Annotated in this window: 22 protein-coding genes; 7 read left to right on the forward strand and 15 right to left on the reverse strand. The window is 72.5% G+C overall.

The genetic code is table 11. The features are described 5' to 3' along the window. Window positions 1-10: 10 nt before the first annotated feature. From D9R14_RS01460 to trxA, 4 genes are all read left to right on the forward strand, one after another. Window positions 11-733 carry a nucleotidyltransferase family protein gene (locus D9R14_RS01460; protein ID WP_121621506.1) on the forward strand — a complete coding sequence of 241 codons (723 nt, stop codon included), beginning with the start codon at window positions 11-13 and terminating at the stop codon, window positions 731-733. Window positions 734-746: 13 nt separating this feature from the next. After that, window positions 747-3,788 carry a double-strand break repair protein AddB gene (gene addB / locus D9R14_RS01465; protein ID WP_121621507.1) on the forward strand — a complete coding sequence of 1,014 codons (3,042 nt, stop codon included), beginning with the start codon at window positions 747-749 and terminating at the stop codon, window positions 3,786-3,788. Then, window positions 3,785-7,309 carry a double-strand break repair helicase AddA gene (addA, locus tag D9R14_RS01470; RefSeq protein WP_170168442.1) on the forward strand — a complete coding sequence of 1,175 codons (3,525 nt, stop codon included), beginning with the start codon at window positions 3,785-3,787 and terminating at the stop codon, window positions 7,307-7,309. Before addB ends, addA begins: the two co-directional genes overlap by 4 nt. 85 nt (window positions 7,310-7,394) lie before the next feature. After that, the gene (trxA, locus tag D9R14_RS01475) at window positions 7,395-7,715 is read left to right on the forward strand and encodes a thioredoxin (RefSeq protein WP_121621509.1); all 321 of its coding nucleotides are present in this window, start codon (window positions 7,395-7,397) and stop codon (window positions 7,713-7,715) included. An 85-nt stretch (window positions 7,716-7,800) separates the two neighbouring features. Here the strand turns inward: trxA and truA are convergent, their stop codons facing one another. From truA to def, 3 genes are read right to left on the reverse strand one after another with little or no spacing between them, the layout of a single operon-like run. Beyond that, the gene (truA, locus tag D9R14_RS01480) at window positions 7,801-8,568 is read right to left on the reverse strand and encodes a tRNA pseudouridine(38-40) synthase TruA (RefSeq protein ID WP_121621510.1); all 768 of its coding nucleotides are present in this window, start codon (window positions 8,566-8,568) and stop codon (window positions 7,801-7,803) included. Window positions 8,569-8,598: 30 nt separating this feature from the next. Then, the gene (fmt, locus tag D9R14_RS01485; protein WP_121621511.1) at window positions 8,599-9,522 is read right to left on the reverse strand and encodes a methionyl-tRNA formyltransferase; all 924 of its coding nucleotides are present in this window, start codon (window positions 9,520-9,522) and stop codon (window positions 8,599-8,601) included. A gap of 40 nt (window positions 9,523-9,562) precedes the next feature. Then, window positions 9,563-10,081 (reverse strand): peptide deformylase, encoded by a 519-nt coding sequence (gene def, locus D9R14_RS01490; RefSeq protein WP_121621512.1) that lies wholly within the window; start codon window positions 10,079-10,081, stop codon window positions 9,563-9,565. Between the two features lie 81 nt (window positions 10,082-10,162). On the opposite strand from def, the gene D9R14_RS01495 reads away from it, so the two are divergent. Then, on the forward strand, window positions 10,163-11,347 hold the full coding sequence (locus D9R14_RS01495) for a DNA recombination protein RmuC (RefSeq protein WP_121621513.1): 1,185 nt from the start codon (window positions 10,163-10,165) through the stop codon (window positions 11,345-11,347). Window positions 11,348-11,364: 17 nt separating this feature from the next. Here D9R14_RS01495 and D9R14_RS01500 read toward each other — a convergent pair whose 3' ends face one another. The 6 genes from D9R14_RS01500 to D9R14_RS01525 form a co-directional block, all read right to left on the reverse strand. Further along, entirely contained in the window at window positions 11,365-11,604 is a 240-nt protein-coding gene (locus D9R14_RS01500; RefSeq protein ID WP_121621514.1) for a hypothetical protein, read from the reverse strand. A 52-nt stretch (window positions 11,605-11,656) separates the two neighbouring features. Beyond that, window positions 11,657-11,896: a hypothetical protein gene (locus D9R14_RS01505; protein ID WP_184759591.1), complete on the reverse strand. Its 240-nt coding sequence runs from the start codon at window positions 11,894-11,896 to the stop codon at window positions 11,657-11,659. Window positions 11,897-12,087: 191 nt separating this feature from the next. Beyond that, on the reverse strand, window positions 12,088-12,795 hold the full coding sequence (locus D9R14_RS01510; RefSeq protein WP_121621515.1) for a dienelactone hydrolase family protein: 708 nt from the start codon (window positions 12,793-12,795) through the stop codon (window positions 12,088-12,090). Window positions 12,796-12,934: 139 nt separating this feature from the next. After that, window positions 12,935-13,276: an iron-sulfur cluster assembly protein gene (locus tag D9R14_RS01515; RefSeq protein WP_121621516.1), complete on the reverse strand. Its 342-nt coding sequence runs from the start codon at window positions 13,274-13,276 to the stop codon at window positions 12,935-12,937. Window positions 13,277-13,476: 200 nt separating this feature from the next. Further along, window positions 13,477-13,971 carry a hypothetical protein gene (locus D9R14_RS01520; protein ID WP_121621517.1) on the reverse strand — a complete coding sequence of 165 codons (495 nt, stop codon included), beginning with the start codon at window positions 13,969-13,971 and terminating at the stop codon, window positions 13,477-13,479. Next, entirely contained in the window at window positions 13,968-14,834 is an 867-nt protein-coding gene (locus D9R14_RS01525) for a xanthine dehydrogenase (protein WP_121621518.1), read from the reverse strand. The genes D9R14_RS01520 and D9R14_RS01525 overlap by 4 nt, the downstream gene beginning before the upstream one ends. 287 nt (window positions 14,835-15,121) lie before the next feature. On the opposite strand from D9R14_RS01525, the gene D9R14_RS01530 reads away from it, so the two are divergent. Then, window positions 15,122-15,355, forward strand: coding sequence for a BolA/IbaG family iron-sulfur metabolism protein (locus tag D9R14_RS01530; RefSeq protein ID WP_121621519.1), 234 nt, complete (start codon window positions 15,122-15,124; stop codon window positions 15,353-15,355). A 53-nt stretch (window positions 15,356-15,408) separates the two neighbouring features. Then, on the forward strand, window positions 15,409-15,741 hold the full coding sequence (gene grxD, locus D9R14_RS01535; RefSeq protein WP_121621520.1) for a Grx4 family monothiol glutaredoxin: 333 nt from the start codon (window positions 15,409-15,411) through the stop codon (window positions 15,739-15,741). 7 nt (window positions 15,742-15,748) lie between these two features. On the opposite strand, the gene D9R14_RS01540 is transcribed toward grxD, so the two are convergent. From D9R14_RS01540 to D9R14_RS01560, 6 genes are all read right to left on the reverse strand, one after another. Further along, window positions 15,749-16,180 (reverse strand): group II truncated hemoglobin, encoded by a 432-nt coding sequence (locus tag D9R14_RS01540; protein ID WP_121621521.1) that lies wholly within the window; start codon window positions 16,178-16,180, stop codon window positions 15,749-15,751. A 29-nt stretch (window positions 16,181-16,209) separates the two neighbouring features. After that, a complete protein-coding gene (locus D9R14_RS23010) occupies window positions 16,210-16,377 on the reverse strand; it encodes a hypothetical protein (protein WP_170168443.1) in 168 nt (55 codons plus the stop codon). A gap of 10 nt (window positions 16,378-16,387) precedes the next feature. Beyond that, a complete protein-coding gene (locus D9R14_RS01545; protein ID WP_121621522.1) occupies window positions 16,388-16,732 on the reverse strand; it encodes a DUF6156 family protein in 345 nt (114 codons plus the stop codon). Between the two features lie 14 nt (window positions 16,733-16,746). Then, a complete protein-coding gene (locus D9R14_RS01550) occupies window positions 16,747-17,193 on the reverse strand; it encodes a Rieske (2Fe-2S) protein (RefSeq protein WP_121621523.1) in 447 nt (148 codons plus the stop codon). A gap of 11 nt (window positions 17,194-17,204) precedes the next feature. After that, a complete protein-coding gene (locus D9R14_RS01555; RefSeq protein ID WP_121621524.1) occupies window positions 17,205-17,444 on the reverse strand; it encodes a hypothetical protein in 240 nt (79 codons plus the stop codon). 63 nt (window positions 17,445-17,507) lie between these two features. Next, on the reverse strand, window positions 17,508-17,819 hold the full coding sequence (locus D9R14_RS01560) for a ferredoxin (protein ID WP_121621525.1): 312 nt from the start codon (window positions 17,817-17,819) through the stop codon (window positions 17,508-17,510). Window positions 17,820-17,859 lie beyond the last annotated feature (40 nt).

Consider the following 17,859-nt stretch of genomic DNA (forward strand, 5'->3'; position numbering starts at 1 on the left):
ACCCCATCCCGTGACGCGCATCGAAACCGCCATGGTGCTCGCCGCCGGCCTCGGCACGCGGATGCGCCCGCTCACCGACACCGTGCCGAAGCCGCTGCTGAAGGTCGCCGGGCGCGCCCTGCTCGACCGCGTGCTCGACCGCGTCGCCGAGGCCGGCATCGGCACCGCCATCGTCAACGTGCACCACCATGCGGACCTGATGGAGGCCCACCTCGCGGCCCGCCAGGGACCGCCGCGTATCGTCGTCTCGGACGAGCGCGACGCGCTGCTGGAGACCGGCGGCGGGGTGGTGCGGGCTTTGCCGCGGATCGGCGACAGGCCGTTCCTGTCCATCAATTCCGACACCATCTGGATCGAGGGCCTCAAGCCCAACATCCCGCGCCTCGCCGAGACCTTCGACCCCGCGCGCATGGACGCGCTGCTGCTGGTGGCCGCGAGCGCGCTCTCCATCGGCTATGATGGGCTCGGCGACTTCACCATGGACACTGACGGCCGTCTGACGCGGCGCGGCGAGCGCATGGTCTCGCCCTTCGTCTATGCGGGCGCCGCGGTGCTGGCGCCGAAGCTGTTCGAGGGCCTCGCGGAAGAGCGCTTCTCGCTCAACCGCGTGTTCGACGCCGCCGCCGCGGCCGGCCGCCTGTGCGGGATCCGCCTCGAAGGGATATGGATGCACGTGGGCACGCCCGATGCCATCGCCCTCGCCGAGGAGGCGATCCGGCGCTCCAGCGACTGAGCAAAACGCGCCGATGCCCCGGGTCCTGACCCTTCCCCCCTCCGCCGCCTTCCTGCCCGCCTTGGCGCAGGGGCTTATGGACGGCGCCGTGGTGGAGGGCTTCGCCCCGCGCGGCGATCCGCTGGCGCTCGCCGGCGCCACCGTCTTCCTGCCCACCCGGCGCGCCTGCCGCGCCTTCGCCGACGCGCTGCTGGAGGCCTCCGGCCGCGAGGGGCTGCTGCTGCCGCGCATCGTGCCGCTCGGCGACGTGGACGAGGATGCCCTCGCCTTCTCCGAGGACGCGCCGCTGCTCGCCGCGCCCCATGCCATGAACCCCACGGCGCGGCGCATCGCGCTGGCGGCGCTGGTGGCACGCTGGCGCGCGGCGCTGGCAGCGGGGGCCGGGCAGGCGGCGGTGGCGGCCGGCCCGTCGGCGACCTTCGCGCTCGCCGACGCGCTGGCGCACCTGTTCGACGACCTCACCACCGCCGGCATCGGCCCGGAGCGCCTGAAGGGCCTGGTGCCGCGCGAGCACGACCCCTATTTCGAACTAAGCCTCGACTTCCTGCGCATCGCCCGCGCCGGCCTCACAGCCCATCTCGCCGAGACCGGACAGGTCGAGCCGGCCCAGCGGCGCGACGCGCTGGTGGAGGCCGAGACGGCGCGCCTTCGGGCGCTGGGCGCACAGGCCGGCCCGGTGATCGCCGCCGGCTCCACCGGCTCGCTGCCCGCCACCGCGCGGCTGCTGAAGACCATCTCGCGCCTGCCGCTCGGCGCCGTGGTGCTGCCGGGCCTCGACCAGATGGCTGAGGATGCCGCCTTCGACCGGCTCGCCAAGCCGGACGACGGCGCGCCGGACCATCCGCAATACGGCCTCGCGCGCCTGCTGAGCTTCCTGGAGGTGGCGCGGCGCGACGTGATTGCGCTCGCCCCGCCGGCCCGCCCCGCGCGCGAACGCCTCGCCAGCGAGGCGCTGCGCCAGGCGGAAACCTCCGACGCCTGGGCGAGCCTCGACGCCCGCCTGCCGCCGGAGGCGCGCGCCGACGCCATGGCCGGCGTCAGCGTGGTGGAGGCGCAGGACCCGCGCGAGGAGGCGCTCGCCATCGCCCTCCTGCTGCGCGACGCCCTGGAGCGGCCAGGCGCAAGCGCCGCCCTCGTCACCCCGGACCGCGACCTCGCCCGCAGGGTCGCGGCGGAGCTGGAGCGGTTCGGCGTCAGCGTGGACGATTCCGCCGGCACCCCGCTCTCGGAGACCGGCATGGGCCGGCTCGCCAGGCTCGCCACAGCGGCGGCGGCGACGGACCTGGCGCCGGTGACGCTGTTCGCCCTTCTGTCCCATCCGCGCGCCACGCTCGGGCTCGATCCGGACGCGAAGGCCGAGGCGCTCGCGGCGCTGGAGCTGGCGGTTCTGCGCGGCCCGCGGCCGAGCCCCGGCGCGTCCGGCCTGCTGGCGGCGCTCGACGCCTTCGACCGGACCGCGCTCCATCCGCGCGACCCGCGCCGCCGGGTGAGCGCGCCCCGCCTCGCGGCCGCACAGGATCTCGCGCACCGCCTCGCCGCCGCCCTGGCGCCGCTGCTGGCGCTCGCGGGGCGCACGCCGCGTCCGTTCCCCGATCTGGTCGCCGCCCACCGCGCGGCGGTGGAGGCGCTCGCCGGCCCGCTGGACCGGGATGCCGACGACCCGGCCGAGGCCGCCCTCGCCGCCGCCTTCACCGAGATCGGCGACGGCGCGGCGCACGGGCCGGACCTGACCCTGTCGGACTATGCCGACGCCGTCGTCACCCTCTTCGGCGACGCCATGGTGCGCCCGCTGGCCCGCGGACCGGAACGCCTGCGCATCCTCGGCCCGCTGGAAGCGCGCCTGCTCGCCTTCGACCGCATGATCCTCGGCGGGCTGGTGGAAGGCACCTGGCCGGCTTTGCCGGAGACCGACCCCTGGCTTAGCCGCCCCATGCGCGCCGAACTGGGGCTCGATTTGCCGGAGCGGCGCATCGGCCTTTCGGCGCACGACTTCGCCCAGGGCTTCGCCGCGACGGAGGTGGTGCTCACCTATGCGGCGAAGGTGGGCGGCGCGCAGAGCGTGCCCTCGCGCTTCGTGCAGCGCCTTCGCACGGTCGCCGGCCCGGCGCTGTGGCAGGAGGCCGCCGTACGGGGTGGGTACTGGCGCGCGGCCGCGGCCGGACTGGACGTGGCGCCGGCGGTGCCGCGCCTCGCGCGGCCCGCCCCGGTCCCGCCGCTCGCGCTGAGGCCACGCCGGCTGACCGTGACAGAGATCGAGACGCTGCTGCGCGACCCCTATTCCATCTATGCCCGCCACGTGCTCGGCCTTGCCCCCCTCGATCCGCTGGATGCCGCGCCGGGCGGCGCCGAGCGCGGCAGCGCGCTGCACGCGGCGGTGGGCCAGTTCGCCCGCGACTTTCCCCACGAGCTGCCGCCCGATGCGCTCGAACGCCTCATGGACTACGGCCGCGAGGCGTTCCGCCCGCTGGAGGCGTTCGCCGCCGAGCATGCGCTGTGGTGGGCCCGCTTCGAGCGCGCCGCGGCCTTCCTGGTGGCGCTGGAGCGCGAGCGCCGGCCGGCGCTCGACCGGGTGGTGGCGGAGACCTCCGGCACGCTCACGCTCGATCTGCCCGCCGGACCGTTCGAGCTCGCCGCCCGCGCCGACCGCATCGAGCTGCGCACCGACGGGCGCGCCGACATCCTCGACTTCAAGACCGGCACCGCCCCCACCGCCCGGCAGGCGGCCTCCCTCTCGCCCCAGCTGCCCCTGGAGGCGGCCATGGTGCGCAAGGGCGCCTTCAAGGAAGTGCCGGCCGCCGAGGTGGGCGAACTTTCTTATGTCGAACTGAAGGGCGGCGCGACGGGCGGGGAGGTGAAGCCGATCACCGGCAAGAGAAGCGCCACGGAGCTGTCGGACGACGCCCTTGCCGGCCTGACGAGCCTGCTCGCCGCGTTCGACGATCCGGCGCAGGGCTATCGCTCGCTGGCGGCGCCCCAGTGGCGCGGGCGGTTCGGCGACTTCGACCATCTCGCGCGGGTGCGCGAATGGGCATTGGGCGGGGAGGAGGACGAATGAGCGCGCCGCCGCCCGATCCTGCCCGCGGCCCCCACGCCGAGGCGACCCGGCGCCAGGAACTGGCGTCGCGGCCGGAGCATTCCGCCTGGGTCTCCGCCAATGCCGGTTCGGGCAAGACCCATGTGCTGGCACAGCGCGTGATCCGCCTGCTGCTCGCCGGCACGCCGCCGGGGCGCATCCTGTGCCTCACTTATACCAAGGCCGCCGCCGCCAATATGGCGAACCGGGTGCTGAAGATCCTCGGCGAATGGGTCAGCCTCGACGATCCGGGGCTCGACGCCGCCATCGCCGGCGCCCATGGCGGACCGGCGACACCGGCGCTGCGCGCCCGGGCGCGGCGCCTGTTCGCCGCGGCGCTGGAGACGCCGGGCGGGCTGAAGATCCAGACCATCCACGCCTTCTGCGGCGCGCTGCTGCACCGCTTCCCGTTCGAGGCGCAGGTGGCCGCCGGCTTCCGCGAGCTGGACGACGCCGGGCGCGCCGAGATCATGGGCCGGCTGCGCGCCGACCTCGTGGTGGAGGCCGCAGCCGATCCCGACGGGCCGCTCGGCCGTGCTCTGTTCGGCCTCATGGCGGAGATGTCCGACGCGAGCCTCACGGCGATGCTGGAGGCGGCGGTGGCGCAGCGCGCCGGCATCGCAGCGCTGGGAGCAGACGCGAGCACCCGCCGGGCGGGCCTTGCCGCCGCCCTCGGCCTCCCTCCCGCCATCACCAGCGACGGCGTGCGCGCCGCCATGCTCGCGAGCCCCCATCTTCCGCGCGGCGCATGGCCCGGCGCGGCCGAGGCCATCGCCGCGGCCGGCAGCGCCAACGACAGGAAGCGCGCCGCCACCCTCCTCGCGGCGGCCGAGGCGGAAAGCGACGCCGAGGCGCTCGCGGCCTATCTGGACGTGTTCTTCACCGACAAAAGCGAGCCGCGCGCGGCGCTCCTCACCAAGGCGGCGTCCGCCGCCGAGCCGGGCCTTGCCGCGCAGTTCGCGGACGAGCAGGCGCGCCTTGTCGCACTCCAGGAGGACCTGCGCGGGGCGCTGGCCCTGGAGCGCACGCTTGCCGCCCATACGCTCGGCGCGCGCATCTGCGCCCGCTACCAGGCGGAGAAGGCGGCGCGCGGGCTGCTGGACTTCGACGACCTGATCGAGAAAGCGTCCGGCCTGCTGAACGCCGTGCCGGCCTCCTTCGTCCATTTCAAGCTCGACCAGGGCATCGACCACATCCTCGTGGACGAGGCGCAGGACACCAGCCCCGCCCAGTGGAAGGTGGTGGAGGGACTGACCTCCGACTTCTTCTCCGGCGCCGGTGCGCGCGAGAGCGTCACCCGCACCGTGTTCGTGGTGGGGGACGAGAAGCAGTCCATCTTCTCGTTCCAGGGGGCGGAACCGGCGGCATTCGGCGGCATGCGCGCCACGTTCGAGCAGAAGGCCGGCCGCGAACGCTTCGCCCGGGTGGAACTGCCCCACTCCTTCCGCTCCGCGCCCGGCGTGCTGGCGGCGGTGGACGCGGTGTTCCGGAGCGAGGCCGCCCATCGCGGCCTGACACTGGAGAACATCGCCCCGGCCCACGCGCCGATCCGCGCCGATGCGCCGGCCCTGGTGGAGGTGTGGCCCACCACGACGCCCGAGCCGAAGCCGGAGGTGGACGACTGGCGCCGGCCGCTCGACGCGATCCCGACCGACGATCCGGTGAACGCGCTCGCCAGCCGCATCGCCCGCTTCGTTCAGGCGGCGGTGGCGCAGGGCATCGCGGTGCCCTCGCGCCAGAACCGGCCGCTGAAGGCGGGCGACGTCCTCATTCTGGTGCGCCGGCGCGGCAAGATCTTCGAGGCGGTGATCCGGGCGCTGAAGGAACTGGGCGACCCGCGCGTCGCCGTCGCCGGGGCGGACCGCCTCGTGGTGGCGCAGCACATCGCCGCCATGGACCTGATGGCGCTCGCCGACGCGCTGCTCTCGCCCGAGGACGACCTGGCGCTCGCGGCCGTGCTGAAGAGCCCGCTGTTCGGCTTCACCGACGACGACCTGATGGCGTGGTGCCCCGGCCGCACCGGGCGCCTCGCCGACGCCCTGGCCGTGCACGCCGCCGCCGAGCCCAGGCTCGCGCAGGCGCTGGAGCGGCTGACGCGCTGGCGCGGCGCGGCACTTTGCCAGCGCCCGTTCGACTTCTATGCCGGCGTTCTGGGCCGCGACGGCGGGCGGCGCGCCTTCCTCGCCCGGCTCGGCCCGGAGGCGGCGGACGCCATCTCGGAATTCATGACGCTGGCCCGCACCTACGAGCAGTGGGAGGCGGCGAGCCTGCCCGGCTTCCTCGCCTTCCTGCGGCGCGGCGGCGCCGAGGTGAAGCGCGACATGGAGGGCGGCCGCGACGAGGTACGCGTCATGACTGTCCATGGCGCCAAGGGGTTGGAGGCGCCGCTGGTCATCCTCGCCGACACGGTGGACATGCCGCGCTCGCGGACCGAGGGCGGCTTCCTCAGGCTCGCGGCGGACGCCGGCGCGCCGGTGCCGGTTCTGGCGCCGCGCAAGAGCGAGGACCCGGGCGCCGTTGGGACGGCGCGGGCGCGGGAGACGGCGCGCGAGCAGGAGGAGCACCGCCGCCTGCTCTATGTGGCGCTGACCCGGGCGGAGGACGCTCTGGTGGTGTGCGGGGCGGAGACTCGGCAGCCGGCCAAGGGCAAGGCCCACGCCCGGCCGGAGGGGTGCTGGTACGACCTCGTGCGCGACGCGCTGGCCGATGAAGCCGTTGAATCTCAGGCGCTTGGCTTCGAGGGCACGGTGCTGCGCTGGGGGTCGGGCCTGCGCCTGGCGGGGGCGCCGGGGGCGCCCGCGGAGGCGGCACCGCCCGGGCCGGCCATGACCTTCGGCCGGCCGCCCCCGGAACCGGCGCGCCGACCCCTGCGCCCCTCGCGGACCGCCGTGCCGAAAGGGGCGCAAGCCTCTGGAACGCAAGGCTTATCACCCGCCATGTCGCCGCTGGTGCGGGGCGATCTCGTGCACCGCCTGCTGGCGGCGCTGCCGGCCCTGCCCGACGCCGAGCGGGAGGCGGCGGGCTGGCGTTTCCTGGCCGAGACCAGCCGCCTGGTCCCGGAGAAGACCCCAGAATCTACCCGAATCCCGCAATTGGTCCCGCGGGACATCCTGGACGAGGCGCTGGCGGTCCTGCGCCATGCGCCGCTCGCGGACCTGTTCGGCGCCGGCGGCCGCGCGGAGGTGCCCGTCATCGGCGTTCTGACCGCAGCCGACGGCACCCGCCTTGCCGTCAACGGCCGCATCGACCGGCTCGTCGCGGACCCGGAAAAGCTGCTGCTCGCCGACTTCAAGACCGATCGGAATCCGCCGCAAAGCCTTGCGGAAGTTGATCCGGCTTACATCTCCCAGCTCGCCGCCTATGGCGCCGTGCTCGGCCGCGCGCTGCCCGGCCGCACTCTGTCCGCCCGCCTCGTCTATACCGCCGGGCCGGTGGTGATCGATGTGCCGCAGGCCATGCTCGATGTCGCGCTGTCCCGCCTCTTGAGCCTCACCTCGGCGTGACGTGCCTTGACGGGATGGGGAGCGTCTCCCTACGTTCGGCATCAACATCGGGTATTTCGCCCCTTCGCCGCCTACGAGGTATGCCATGGCCGTGGAAAAGGTTTCCGATCAGAGCTTCGACGAGGACGTGCTGAAGTCGTCCGCGCCGGTGATTGTCGACTTCTGGGCGGAGTGGTGCGGCCCCTGCCGCATGGTGGCCCCGATCCTGGACGAGGTGTCCGGCGAGATGGGCGAGAAGGTCCGCATCGTGAAGCTGAACGTGGACGAGAACCCCAACACCGCGTCCAAGTACGGCATCATGTCGATCCCGACCTTGCTGCTGTTCAAGGACGGCAAGATCGCGTCCCGCCAGGTGGGCGCCGCCCCCAAGGCGAAGCTGGTGCAGTGGATCAACGGCGCCATCTGACGCGAACCGCCGGCGCGCGGCGCCGGCGTAAAGTCTCGCCGATCGGGCGCCCGGCCTTCGCCGCGGCGCCCTTTTGCCGTTGGCCTCAGCCGCCCGGCGCGGGCGCTTCGTCGGGGCGATAGTCGACGCCGACGAGATAGAGGCCGCAGGCCGGCGCCATGGGGCCGCAGCGCCGGCGGTCGGCGGCCTTGAGCGCCGCCTCCAGATCGTCCGGGCTCCACACCCCCTCCCCTACACGCACCAGCGAGCCCACTATGGAGCGCACCTGGTGGTGCAGGAACGAGCGCGCCGAGGTGGTGATGCGGATGGCGTCGCCGTCGCGCGCCACGTCGAGCCGGTCCAGCGTCTTCACCGGCGAGGCGGCCTGGCACTCGGCGGCGCGGAAGGTTGAGAAATCGTGCCTGCCCAGCAGCCGCTGCGCCGCCTCGTGCATGCGCGCGGCATCGAGCCGCTTCGGCACCCGCCAGGCCCGGTCGCGGTCGAGCGCGAGGTCGGGGCGGCGGTTGACCAGCCGGTAGAGATAGTGCCGCTTCACCGCCGAGAAGCGGGCGTCGAAGTCGGCCGCCACCCTCTCCGCCGCGAGCACCGCCACCGGATGGGGGCGAAGCTGCGCCGTCATGGCGTCGCGCACCTGGTCCGGCCGCCAGTCGCGCGACAGGTCGACGTGCGCCACCTGCCCGGTGGCGTGGACGCCGGCATCGGTGCGGCCGGCGCCGGAGACCGTCACCTCTTCGCCGCAGAAGCGCGCGAACGCCTCCGCCAGCACCCCCTGCACGGTGGGCTGGCCGGCCTGGACCTGCCAGCCGCAGAACGGGGTGCCGTCATATTCGATGGTGAGCTTGTAGCGGGGCATGACCGATGGGACGCGGCGGGCGGCGCCGCGTCAAGCGAGCCGGGTTCCCGGCGGAACCTTGTTGCCGGACAGGAAGGCCGCCGCGCCGGCCGGCTGCTTGCCGGCCTTCTGCACTTCGAGCAGGCGCACCGCCCCCGCGCCGCAGGCGATCGTGAGCGCATCGTCCAGCACGGTGCCGGGTTCGCCCGCGCCGTCCGCGAGGGTCGAACGCAGCACCTTCACCCGCGCCTCGTCCGCCCCCAAGGGGAACCAGGCGCCGGGGAAGGGCGAAAGGCCGCGGATGCGGTCGTGCACCTCGCGCGCGGGCCGCGTCCAGTCGATGCGGGTCTCCGCCTTCTCGATCTTGGCGGCATAGGCGACACCCTCCGCCTTCTGCGGCGTGAAGGCGAGCGCGCCGCGCTCCAGCGCCGCCAAAGCGCGGGCCATCAGATCGGCGCCCACCAGCATCATGCGGTCGTGCAGGTCGCCGGCGGTCATGTCCGGACCGATGGGGATGCGCTCCACGAGGCCCACCGGCCCGGTGTCGAGGCCCGCCTCCATGCGCATCACCGCGACGCCGGTTTCCCTGTCCCCCGCCATGATGGCGCGCTGGATCGGCGCGGCGCCGCGCCAGCGCGGCAGCAGCGAGCCGTGCAGGTTGAGGCAGCCCAGTTCGGGCACGTCGAGGATCGCCTGCGGCAGGATCATGCCGTAGGCCACCACCACGGCCACCTCGGGCGCGAGGTCTTGGAACGCCGCCAGTTCCTCCTCGCTCCTCAGGCTGCGGGGCGTGCGCACGGGAATGCCGAACCCCTCGGCGATGCGATGGACCGGCGAGGGCGTGAGATCGAGCCCGCGCCGGCCGGCGGGTGCCGGCGCGCGGGTATAGACCGCCGCCACGTCGTGGCCGCGCGCGACGATCTCGGTGAGGGTGGGCACGGCGAAATCCGGCGTGCCCATGAAGACGATGCGCATCTTGGGTCTCGTTCGCTGCGGCCACGGGCGGCGCGCCGTGTCAGCCTTCGGCGTCGCGCTTCGCCTGCTTGGCGAACTTCTTGATGACGCGGTCGCGCTTGAGCTTGGACAGGTGGTCGATGAACAGCACGCCGTTCAGGTGGTCGATCTCGTGCTGCACGCAGGTGGCGAACAGGCCGTCCGCCTCCATCTCGCGCAGCTTGCCTTCGAGGTCCATGAAGCGGATCGCCACGCGCGCCGGGCGCTCCACCTCCTCGTAATATTCGGGAATGGAGAGGCAGCCCTCGCTGTACACCGACAGCTCGTCCGAAGCGGCGACGATCTCGGGGTTGATGAGGGCGAGGGGCTTCTTGTCCTCGCCGTCGCGCGCGGTGTCGATGGTGACGATGCGCCGCTCCACGCCCACCTGGATCGCCGCGAGGCCGATGCCGGGCGCGTCGTACATGGTTTCGAACATGTCCTCCACCAGCTTGCGCACCTCGCCGTCGATCTTCGCGACCGGCTTGGAGATGGCGCGCAGCTTGGGCTCGGGGAGGATGAGGATGGGCCGGATGGACATAAGCGGCAGATAAGCGATGACGTGCGGATGGTCAATGTGTTCGCACTTTGTTCACGCCTTGTGATGCAGTAGAAGAAGATCATGTTCGACGTGCTCTTCGTCCTTGCCGGCCGTGCTGTGACCCCCGCCGAGGCGCTTGCCGCTGGGGCGGCGGCCGTGGCGGTGCTGCTGCTGGTAATCCTCGCCGCCATGTGGCGGCTGTCGCGCGCGCGGGCCGTCGCCCATGCGCAGGACACGGTGCGCGCGCTTGAGCTGGAGCGGCGCCTGCGCGAATTGGCGCGCATCCAGGCGGAGACGGCGGGGCGCGTCCAGTCCATGGGCGAGACGCTGGCCCACCGCCAGGGAGAACTCGCCCGCGCGGTGGCGGAGCGGCTCGACGCCACATCGCACCGGCTCGGCGAGAGCATGTCGTCCTCGGCCCGCGCGACGCACGAGAGCCTCGCCCGGCTGGCCGAGCGCCTCGCCATGGTGGAGCAGGCGGAGCGGAGCCTTTCCGACCTCTCCTCGCAGGTGCTCTCCTTGCGCCAGACCCTCGCCAACAAGCAGGCGCGCGGCGCCTTCGGCCAGGCGCGCATGGAGGCGATCGTCGCCGACGGCCTGCCCAAGGACAGCTTCGCCTTCCAGCACACGCTGGCAAGCGGGCGGCGGCCGGACTGCGCCATCTTCCTGCCCGGCGACCCGCGCCCGCTCCTGATCGACGCCAAGTTCCCGCTGGAGGGCGTGACGGCGTTCCGCGAGGCGACGACCATGGAGGCGCGCAAGGCCGCCGGCCAGCGCCTGCGCTCCGACCTGATGAAGCATGTCGGCGACGTGGCCGAGCGCTATCTCGTGCCGGGGGAGACGCAGGACATCGCCCTCATCTTCGTGCCCTCCGAATCGGTCTATGGCGAGATCCACGAGCATTTCGACGCCGTGGTGCAGGACGCGTTCCGGCGCCGCGTGGTGCTGGTCTCGCCCTCGCTGCTGATGCTGGCGGTGCAGATGGTGCAGGCCATCGCCAAGGATGCGCGCATGCGCGAGCAGGCGGACCGCATCCGCGCCGAGGTGGGGGCGCTGGTGGCCGACGTGGCGCGCCTGCGCGAGCGGGTCGGCGACCTCGGCAAGCATTTCGCTCTTGCCGGCGATGACGTCGCCAAGGTGCTGGTCTCCGCCGACAAGATCGCCCGGCGCGGCACGCGGCTGGAGCAGTTGGAGTTCGAGGCGCCGGCCCCGCCCGCCCCGGCGCTGCCGGTGGCGGCGAACGACGAGCGGCCGGCAGCGGAATGAGGCCGGCGCCGGCTCGCCTAGAGCGGCACGCCGAAGAAGTCCTCGTCCGCCCCGCCCCAGGCCTCGTGCAGCGCGAGGGCGCTGCGCCAGCGGGCGAGTTCCTCTTCGCTCGCCTGGCGGTGGGTGATGGCGCCGTCCGCCTGCTCGCCCAGGAGATAGGGCCGCGCATTGCGCAGGAAGCGGTTCAGCGCCCTGGTGTCGTTGGGACGCACCACGCAGCGGGGCGTCTCGTCCACGAGGATGGTGGTGGGCAGCATGGTCCCTTCTCCTTCGCCGATGGCACGGGACCGGAGCCGCGGCCCCGCGCGCTCAGAAGCCGTCCGCCTTGCGTCCCCAGGGGTGCGCCCCCGGCACGAGCCCGGCCTTGATGCCGGCCTTCTCGATGTCGGCGAGGCTCCGGTAGAAGGTCGCCTCGTGCACCAGCGTGCCGGTCTTCGTGGTGATCGCCACGTAGCGCGCCGGCAGGTCGGCCTCGCACAGATAGCCGCCGCCGGGATCGTCGACGCTGCGCACGTTGCCGTCCCAATCCACGAAATACCCGCTCGACATCAGGCGCCTCCCCTGCGGCCGGCCGTCCGGCCGGCCCTCCGGGCCGGCGCAGCAAGGAGCTTGCCAAGCGCCCGGACCCCCGCGGCGCGGCCGTGCGCCCGGCGCGGGCGTCGCGAATGCCACAGGGCGCGGAGCCGCGCGTCGATTTCCGCACATGGCGTCATGGCGCGCCGTCCTCCTGCGCGTCGCCCTCAGTCCATGGGCGGGCCCATGTCATCCTTCTTATCGGCGTCCTTCTTCTTTCCCTTCTTGTCGGTCTTCGCGAGCGCGTAGGCGCCGGCATTCTTCATCGACGCCGGCGGCGCGCCCTGAACATATTGCGCGATCCAATTGAGGGTGCGCGCCTGCGCCTTGCCGGCGCTGTCGGCGTCGTAACCGGCCGCGCCCTCGGCCGCGAAGCCGTGGGCGGCGCCGGGATAGGTGAAGGCGCTCACGTCCGGCCGCACGAAGCGGAACTGCGTCACCTCCTCGACCGGAATGAGCTGGTCCGCCTCGCCGAAATGCATCAGCGTCGGCACCTTGCACTTGCCGCGCTGGGTGCCGGAGACGCCCTCGCCGTAATAGCCGATGGCGCAGGCGATGCCCTGCACCTCGTTGGCGGCGAGGAAGGCGAGATAGCCGCCGCGGTCATAGCCCACCACCGCCACCTTGCCCACGTCCTTCACCGCGTCCACCGTCGCCTGGACGGCTGCGAGCGACCAGGCGGTGTCGGCGTCCGGCGCGAGCGCCGGCGCGACCGCCACATAGCCTTCGGCGGCGAAGCCGTCGGCGATCCGGCGCACGCCGTCGCCGGACGCCAGCGCCTCCGGCAGGATGACGACGGCGCCCTTCGGCGCCTCCGGCGGGTCCGCCCGATAGGCGGCAAAGGTCTGGGCGTCGCTCGCAGTCAGTTCGATCATGGCAGCCCTCATGGGTTGGCGTTCACCCGGCACCGTCGCGCGCCGCAGCGGTGAACACCCCTCCCCTGCATTTAGAGGGCCAGTTTCCGAACAATCGGGACAAATATTCTGCAGGAAATTCCGGAAAATACTTGGCGCGTTAAAGCAGACCCAGTTCGAGCTGCACCTCTTCCGACATGCGGGAGCGGTCCCAGGGCGGGTCGAACACGAGGTTGACCTTCACCTCGGCGACGTCCGGCAGCGTGCGCACCGCCTCCTCCACCCATCGCAGCATCTCCCCGGCCACCGGGCAGCCCGGGGCGGTGAGCGTCATGTCGATCTCCACCGCGGCGGCGGTGCGCCAGTCGATGCGGTAGATCAGGCCGAGGTCGTAGATGTTCACCGGGATTTCCGGGTCGTGCACCGTGCGCAGCGCGGCGATCACGCGCTCCGTCCTCTCCGCCGTGTCGGGGGGCAGGGTGGCAATGTCGAGGTCCGTCATGTCGTGCCGCCTTTCCTGGCGCCGGACGGCGCCTGCGAGGGCCGGTCTCATCGCACCGGAGCCGCCGCGGCGATGCCTGCCGTGCGTGGCAGGGCAAAGGCTTGCGACGCCTCCGGTCTCATGAGGGGGAGCCGTGCAAGCGCGATGCCACGCACGGCCGCGGGACGGGATGACGCAGGATCGCGGGCGTTTCGGCTCTGTCAGCGCAGCCCCGCGGCCAGTTCCGCCACCACCGGCCACCCCACCGCGCCCGTGGGATCGAGCACCCGCAGCGCGTCGAGCATCGCGGCCGCCGCCTCCGGCTCCTCCCGGCGCAGGTGGATGAAGGCCAGTGCCTTCAGGGTGTAGAGCGCGAACCGCGCGGCCCCGTCGGCGGCGAGCGGCTGCGGCGACCAGGCGCGCCAGTCGGCGGGCCAGCCGGCCTGCCGCGCCGCCTCTTGAAGCCCGCTCCGGGCGGCGCCGAGCGCCGCGTCCAGATTGCCCTGGTAGGTGTGGATTTTGTAGAGGCAGAAATAGACCGGCAGGGCCTCCGGCGCCGCCGCCAGCGCCTTCCGGAACAGCGCCTCCGCCGCCGCACGGTCCCGCCGGTAGGCGACGACGCCCTGCTGGAGCAGGTCGTCGATCTCCCGCGGCAGGTCGCCGAAATTGGTCGTGTCCGGCGAAAGGCGCAGCTCGATCGGATGCGGTGCGCTCATCGCACGAGGTGCATCTGCGGGGCGGAGGTCGCCCGCTCGGCCTTGTGCCGGGCGAGCGCGCGCGTGACGCCCTTGGCGATGGCGCCGGCGCGCGTATCGATGCCGGTCCAGCTCGCGCTGCGCCCGCGCGGATCGACCTCCAGCAGCTTCATGCCCTTCGGCACCTCCGTGCCGTCGCGGGCCACGCCGCGCACGAAGCCGTCGAACGGCGCACGCACCGGCGTGCCGGCCAGATAGCCGACGATGAAATCCTTGTAGACGCGGGTGCCGATCTCGATCGCGGTGTGCCAGCGTCCCGCCGCCTCGGCCCGCGCGAAGCGCGCCGCAAGCTGGCCGCCGAGGCTGGAGGGCACCCCGTCCGGCGGCGCGGTGGTGCCATCGGTGATGACGCGGCCGGCGAGGCCGGGGCGGGTCTCCACCGCCACGTCGCAATTGAAGCCGCTGGAGAAGCCCGGCCCCACCCCCACCGTGAACTGGCCGAGACGCCTGAGGTCCGGCGTCACCTGGTATTTGTGCATGCGGGCGTCGACCAGGATGTCGATCGCGCCGATGACGATGAGGTCGAGCAGGCCGAGATCGGTCACCATCACGCCGGCCCCGGTGGTGAGGCGCTCGCGGATCTCCATGCTGCTCCCGGCGCGCGCCGCCACCACCCCGGCGAGCGCCGCCGCATCGTCGTAGAGCGCGTCGTGGAACGCCATGCGGCGGCGGATCACCGGCGGCACGGGATCGTGCGAGAGGACGACGCCGTAGCCGGCCCAGAACAGGTGGACCGCCACGGCGGACGCGATCTCGTTGGTGCCGAGGATGACGGCGAAGGGGGGAAGGGCCCCGCGCCGGCTCCCCTGTCTCATGTCGCTCATGTGCGGTCCTCAACTGGGCTGATGCCGAGAAGCAAGAGCCAGGCCGTTTCCGGGCACCACCCGGCCGGACCGCGCCGAACCGCTATTTCCCACAGGGGCGAACGGCATGCGGGCGGCGTCGCATCCCGGACAGCGCGCCGCGCCGCCCTGTCGCATGTCCGACACGCTGTTCCGGGCAAGGCCGGCCGGCGCGCCGCCGCCCCGCGCCATCGGCGCCGCGGCGGTTGCGGCGGGCCGGTTGGTTTCCCGCTTGCATGAAGCAGCGCAATTTCGAGGGAGACACAGCGATGGCCATGGCGGCAGCCGACATCGAACAGCTCGTGAAGGCGGCGTTTCCGGATGCCGAGGTGGTGATCGTGGACCTCGCCGGCGACGGCGACCACTACGCCGCGCGCATCACGTCGGAGGCCTTCAAGGGCAAGAGCCGGGTGCAGCAGCACCAGATGGTCTACGCGGCGCTGAAGGGGAACATGGGCGGCGTGCTCCACGCCCTCGCTCTGGAGACCATCGCCCCCGCCTGACCCGCGCCGGGCCGGGCTTTCATCCGCAACAGGATTTTCTCAGGAGACATGCCATGGGCAGCACCAGTGACCGCATCAAGTCCATCATCGACGGCGCCGACGTGGTGCTGTTCATGAAGGGCGCTCCCGCCGCCCCGCAGTGCGGCTTCTCCGGCGCCGTGGTCCAGGTGCTGGCGCAGGTGGGCGTGCCGTTCGCGAGCTTCGACGTGCTCTCGGACCCCTATGTGCGCGAGGGCATCAAGGAATTCTCGAACTGGCCGACCATCCCGCAGCTCTATGTGAAGGGCGAGTTCGTGGGCGGCTGCGACATCGTGCGCGAGATGTTCAAGGCCGGCGAGTTGCAGGCCCTGCTGGCCGAGAAGGGCATCCTCGCCCCGGCACAGTGAGCGCAGTTCAGGCCCCCGGCCGGTGGCCCGCGTCGTGCGGATTGCCGGCCGTGTTGCGCATCCAGTCGGCGAGCTTGGCGAGGGTGGCGTAGATCGCCTCGCGCGCCGCGGCGTCCGCCACGGTCTCGTCCAGCGCGCCGCGCATGCACAGGAGCCACGCGTCGCGCTCCGCGTCGCCGATGGGAAAGCCCAGGTGCCGCTGGCGCAGGCGCGGATGGCCCTTTTCCGGCGTGTAGAGCGCCGGCCCGCCGGTCCATTCGGTGAGATAGCGCTTCAGCACCTGCCGGATGGGGGCGAGGTCGTCGGGATGCATGGCGCGGATGCCCTCCGCCTCCGGCAGGCGGTCCATTCGGTCGTAGAAGGCCTCGACCAGGCGATCAATGACCGCCACGCCGCCGAGGCGCTCGAACATGGTGATCTCCTGAACCGCCTCGCTCATATCCGTCCTTCCCGGCGCGGAGCGCGCCGCTATTCTTCCATGTTCGGCAGGAGGATAACCTCCGCCGGCGCGCCCGGCCCCTGGCCGGGAACGAAGTCGAGCGCGCTCACCAGAGAGAGCCCGCCGTCGCTCTCCATCAGCACCACCGCCTCGGGCGGCAGGCTGGCGAGCGCCTCCAGGAGCTGGGCGACCGTCATTGCCGCCCCCTCAGCCGCCGCCGACGAGGCGGCCGGCCTCGTCGTAGAGAAGCTCGGAAGGCTCCTCGTCCAGCATCGCCACCACCGCCCGGGCCAACGCGCCGCTGGCGTGATAGCCGTAGCTGTGGGTCAGCTCCACCTCGCCATAGACCACCTTCTCGAACCCGGTCAGCCGGCCGGCCGCGTCGTAATAGGCGCGGATATAGGTGTTGCGATGGCCGAGCCCTTCCTCGGGAAGCGGGCTCACCAGGTTGAAGGGCAGCTTCACGCCCGAATAGGACAGGAAATAGCGGCAGGCGACGCGCGCGCCATCCCCCGACGGGGTCGAGGATGCGGCGCTCGAAGAAAGGGACATTGCAGCCATTCGCCTCAGCCCGGATGGATCATGATGTCCATGGTCTCGTCGTCGCCGTCATAGCCGCTCGCGCCGTCATCCTCGACGAGAGCGATGCCGCACAGGCACACGTCCGATCCCATGAGCGCCAGCGGGATGGGCTCAAGGCTCGCGCCCTGGCACGGGCCTTCCAGGCACAGGCCGCTCGCGATCTCGAACTTCGCCCCGTGGCGGCCGCAGCGCAGATGCGCCTTGTCGGGCGTGAAAAAGCTGCCGTCGCCGATATTGAGCCAGACCTTCCCGTGCGGGCAGGCATTGAGGTAGCCCACGAATTCGCGCGGGCGCACCCGCACCACGACGATGCCGTAGGGCCGCGCCTCGCCCTCGTCCGTCCGCCGCGACAGGCTGAAGGCCTTCGCGCCGCCGGGCGGGATGCTCTCGGCCTCGCAGATGGCATAGACCTCGATGCCCGGTTGCGTCATGGCCGGCGCCTTCAGGCGGCGGCGCCGGCGGCGGCCGCCTTCAGCGCATCGAACTCGGCGCGGGGAATGCGGAACACCCCGCGCCCGCCGGACAGCGGCTGGAAATAGGACGGGTCCGAATTCTCGCGCAGGTAGAAGAACCATTCCTGCGGCGTCAGGCCCGACGGGCGCTCGCCGATCTCCACCACCGTGGCGTCGGGCGCGAAGCGGGCGTGGACGAGAATCTTGGCTTCCGTGGTCTGGGCGTCCATGGGATCACTCCGTCTCGTGGGTGGGCGGGCGAGGCGCGGCGCGCCTCCCCGCGATTGAGGGCGTCAGAAGCCCGAGAACTCGCCGAGCAGTTCCACCTTGACGTTCTCGGTGCCCAGCACCTGCGCGAAGCAGGCGATGCGGGACTTCGAGCCGACGCCGACGATGGTGTCGAGCTTCTCGTTCTCCTCGCGCGTGGTCTTGGAGATGCCCTTGCGGCCCTCCAGCACGAAGATGTGCGCCGCGTCGCCGCAATTCTCCGGGCTCTGCTCGGGCAAGGTCGGCACGACCTCGCGGATGGCGCTCCAGAGATTGGTGCCCTCGGGCACCTCGATGCTCTTGCTGGCGGGAAGAACCGTGACAGTAATCGTGGACATTGCCCTGCTCCGTTGGTGTCGATCTTGTCGTGACCTTCGG

The organism is Xanthobacter tagetidis (assembly GCF_003667445.1).
GTDB lineage: Bacteria > Pseudomonadota > Alphaproteobacteria > Rhizobiales > Xanthobacteraceae > Xanthobacter > Xanthobacter tagetidis.

Excerpts from the sequence above, each read along its gene's own strand:
- fmt (WP_121621511.1), bottom strand. The coding sequence starts at position 9,522 with ATGCGCATCGTCTTCATGGGCACGCCGGATTTCGCCGTGCCCACCCTC.
- D9R14_RS01540 (WP_121621521.1), bottom strand. The coding sequence starts at position 16,180 with ATGAGCGAGGCGGTTCAGGAGATCACCATGTTCGAGCGCCTCGGCGGC.
- D9R14_RS01525 (WP_121621518.1), bottom strand. The coding sequence starts at position 14,834 with ATGAGCGACATGAGACAGGGGAGCCGGCGCGGGGCCCTTCCCCCCTTC.
- addB (WP_121621507.1), top strand. The coding sequence starts at position 747 with ATGCCCCGGGTCCTGACCCTTCCCCCCTCCGCCGCCTTCCTGCCCGCC.
- D9R14_RS01505 (WP_184759591.1), bottom strand. The coding sequence starts at position 11,896 with ATGTCGAGCGGGTATTTCGTGGATTGGGACGGCAACGTGCGCAGCGTC.
- D9R14_RS01555 (WP_121621524.1), bottom strand. The coding sequence starts at position 17,444 with ATGGACGCCCAGACCACGGAAGCCAAGATTCTCGTCCACGCCCGCTTC.
- trxA (WP_121621509.1), top strand. The coding sequence starts at position 7,395 with ATGGCCGTGGAAAAGGTTTCCGATCAGAGCTTCGACGAGGACGTGCTG.
- addA (WP_170168442.1), top strand. The coding sequence starts at position 3,785 with ATGAGCGCGCCGCCGCCCGATCCTGCCCGCGGCCCCCACGCCGAGGCG.
- truA (WP_121621510.1), bottom strand. The coding sequence starts at position 8,568 with ATGCCCCGCTACAAGCTCACCATCGAATATGACGGCACCCCGTTCTGC.
- D9R14_RS01550 (WP_121621523.1), bottom strand. The coding sequence starts at position 17,193 with ATGACGCAACCGGGCATCGAGGTCTATGCCATCTGCGAGGCCGAGAGC.
- D9R14_RS01545 (WP_121621522.1), bottom strand. The coding sequence starts at position 16,732 with ATGTCCCTTTCTTCGAGCGCCGCATCCTCGACCCCGTCGGGGGATGGC.
- grxD (WP_121621520.1), top strand. The coding sequence starts at position 15,409 with ATGGGCAGCACCAGTGACCGCATCAAGTCCATCATCGACGGCGCCGAC.
- D9R14_RS01560 (WP_121621525.1), bottom strand. The coding sequence starts at position 17,819 with ATGTCCACGATTACTGTCACGGTTCTTCCCGCCAGCAAGAGCATCGAG.
- def (WP_121621512.1), bottom strand. The coding sequence starts at position 10,081 with ATGTCCATCCGGCCCATCCTCATCCTCCCCGAGCCCAAGCTGCGCGCC.
- D9R14_RS01500 (WP_121621514.1), bottom strand. The coding sequence starts at position 11,604 with ATGCTGCCCACCACCATCCTCGTGGACGAGACGCCCCGCTGCGTGGTG.
- D9R14_RS01495 (WP_121621513.1), top strand. The coding sequence starts at position 10,163 with ATGTTCGACGTGCTCTTCGTCCTTGCCGGCCGTGCTGTGACCCCCGCC.
- D9R14_RS23010 (WP_170168443.1), bottom strand. The coding sequence starts at position 16,377 with ATGACGGTCGCCCAGCTCCTGGAGGCGCTCGCCAGCCTGCCGCCCGAG.
- D9R14_RS01520 (WP_121621517.1), bottom strand. The coding sequence starts at position 13,971 with ATGAGCGCACCGCATCCGATCGAGCTGCGCCTTTCGCCGGACACGACC.
- D9R14_RS01530 (WP_121621519.1), top strand. The coding sequence starts at position 15,122 with ATGGCCATGGCGGCAGCCGACATCGAACAGCTCGTGAAGGCGGCGTTT.
- D9R14_RS01510 (WP_121621515.1), bottom strand. The coding sequence starts at position 12,795 with ATGATCGAACTGACTGCGAGCGACGCCCAGACCTTTGCCGCCTATCGG.
- D9R14_RS01515 (WP_121621516.1), bottom strand. The coding sequence starts at position 13,276 with ATGACGGACCTCGACATTGCCACCCTGCCCCCCGACACGGCGGAGAGG.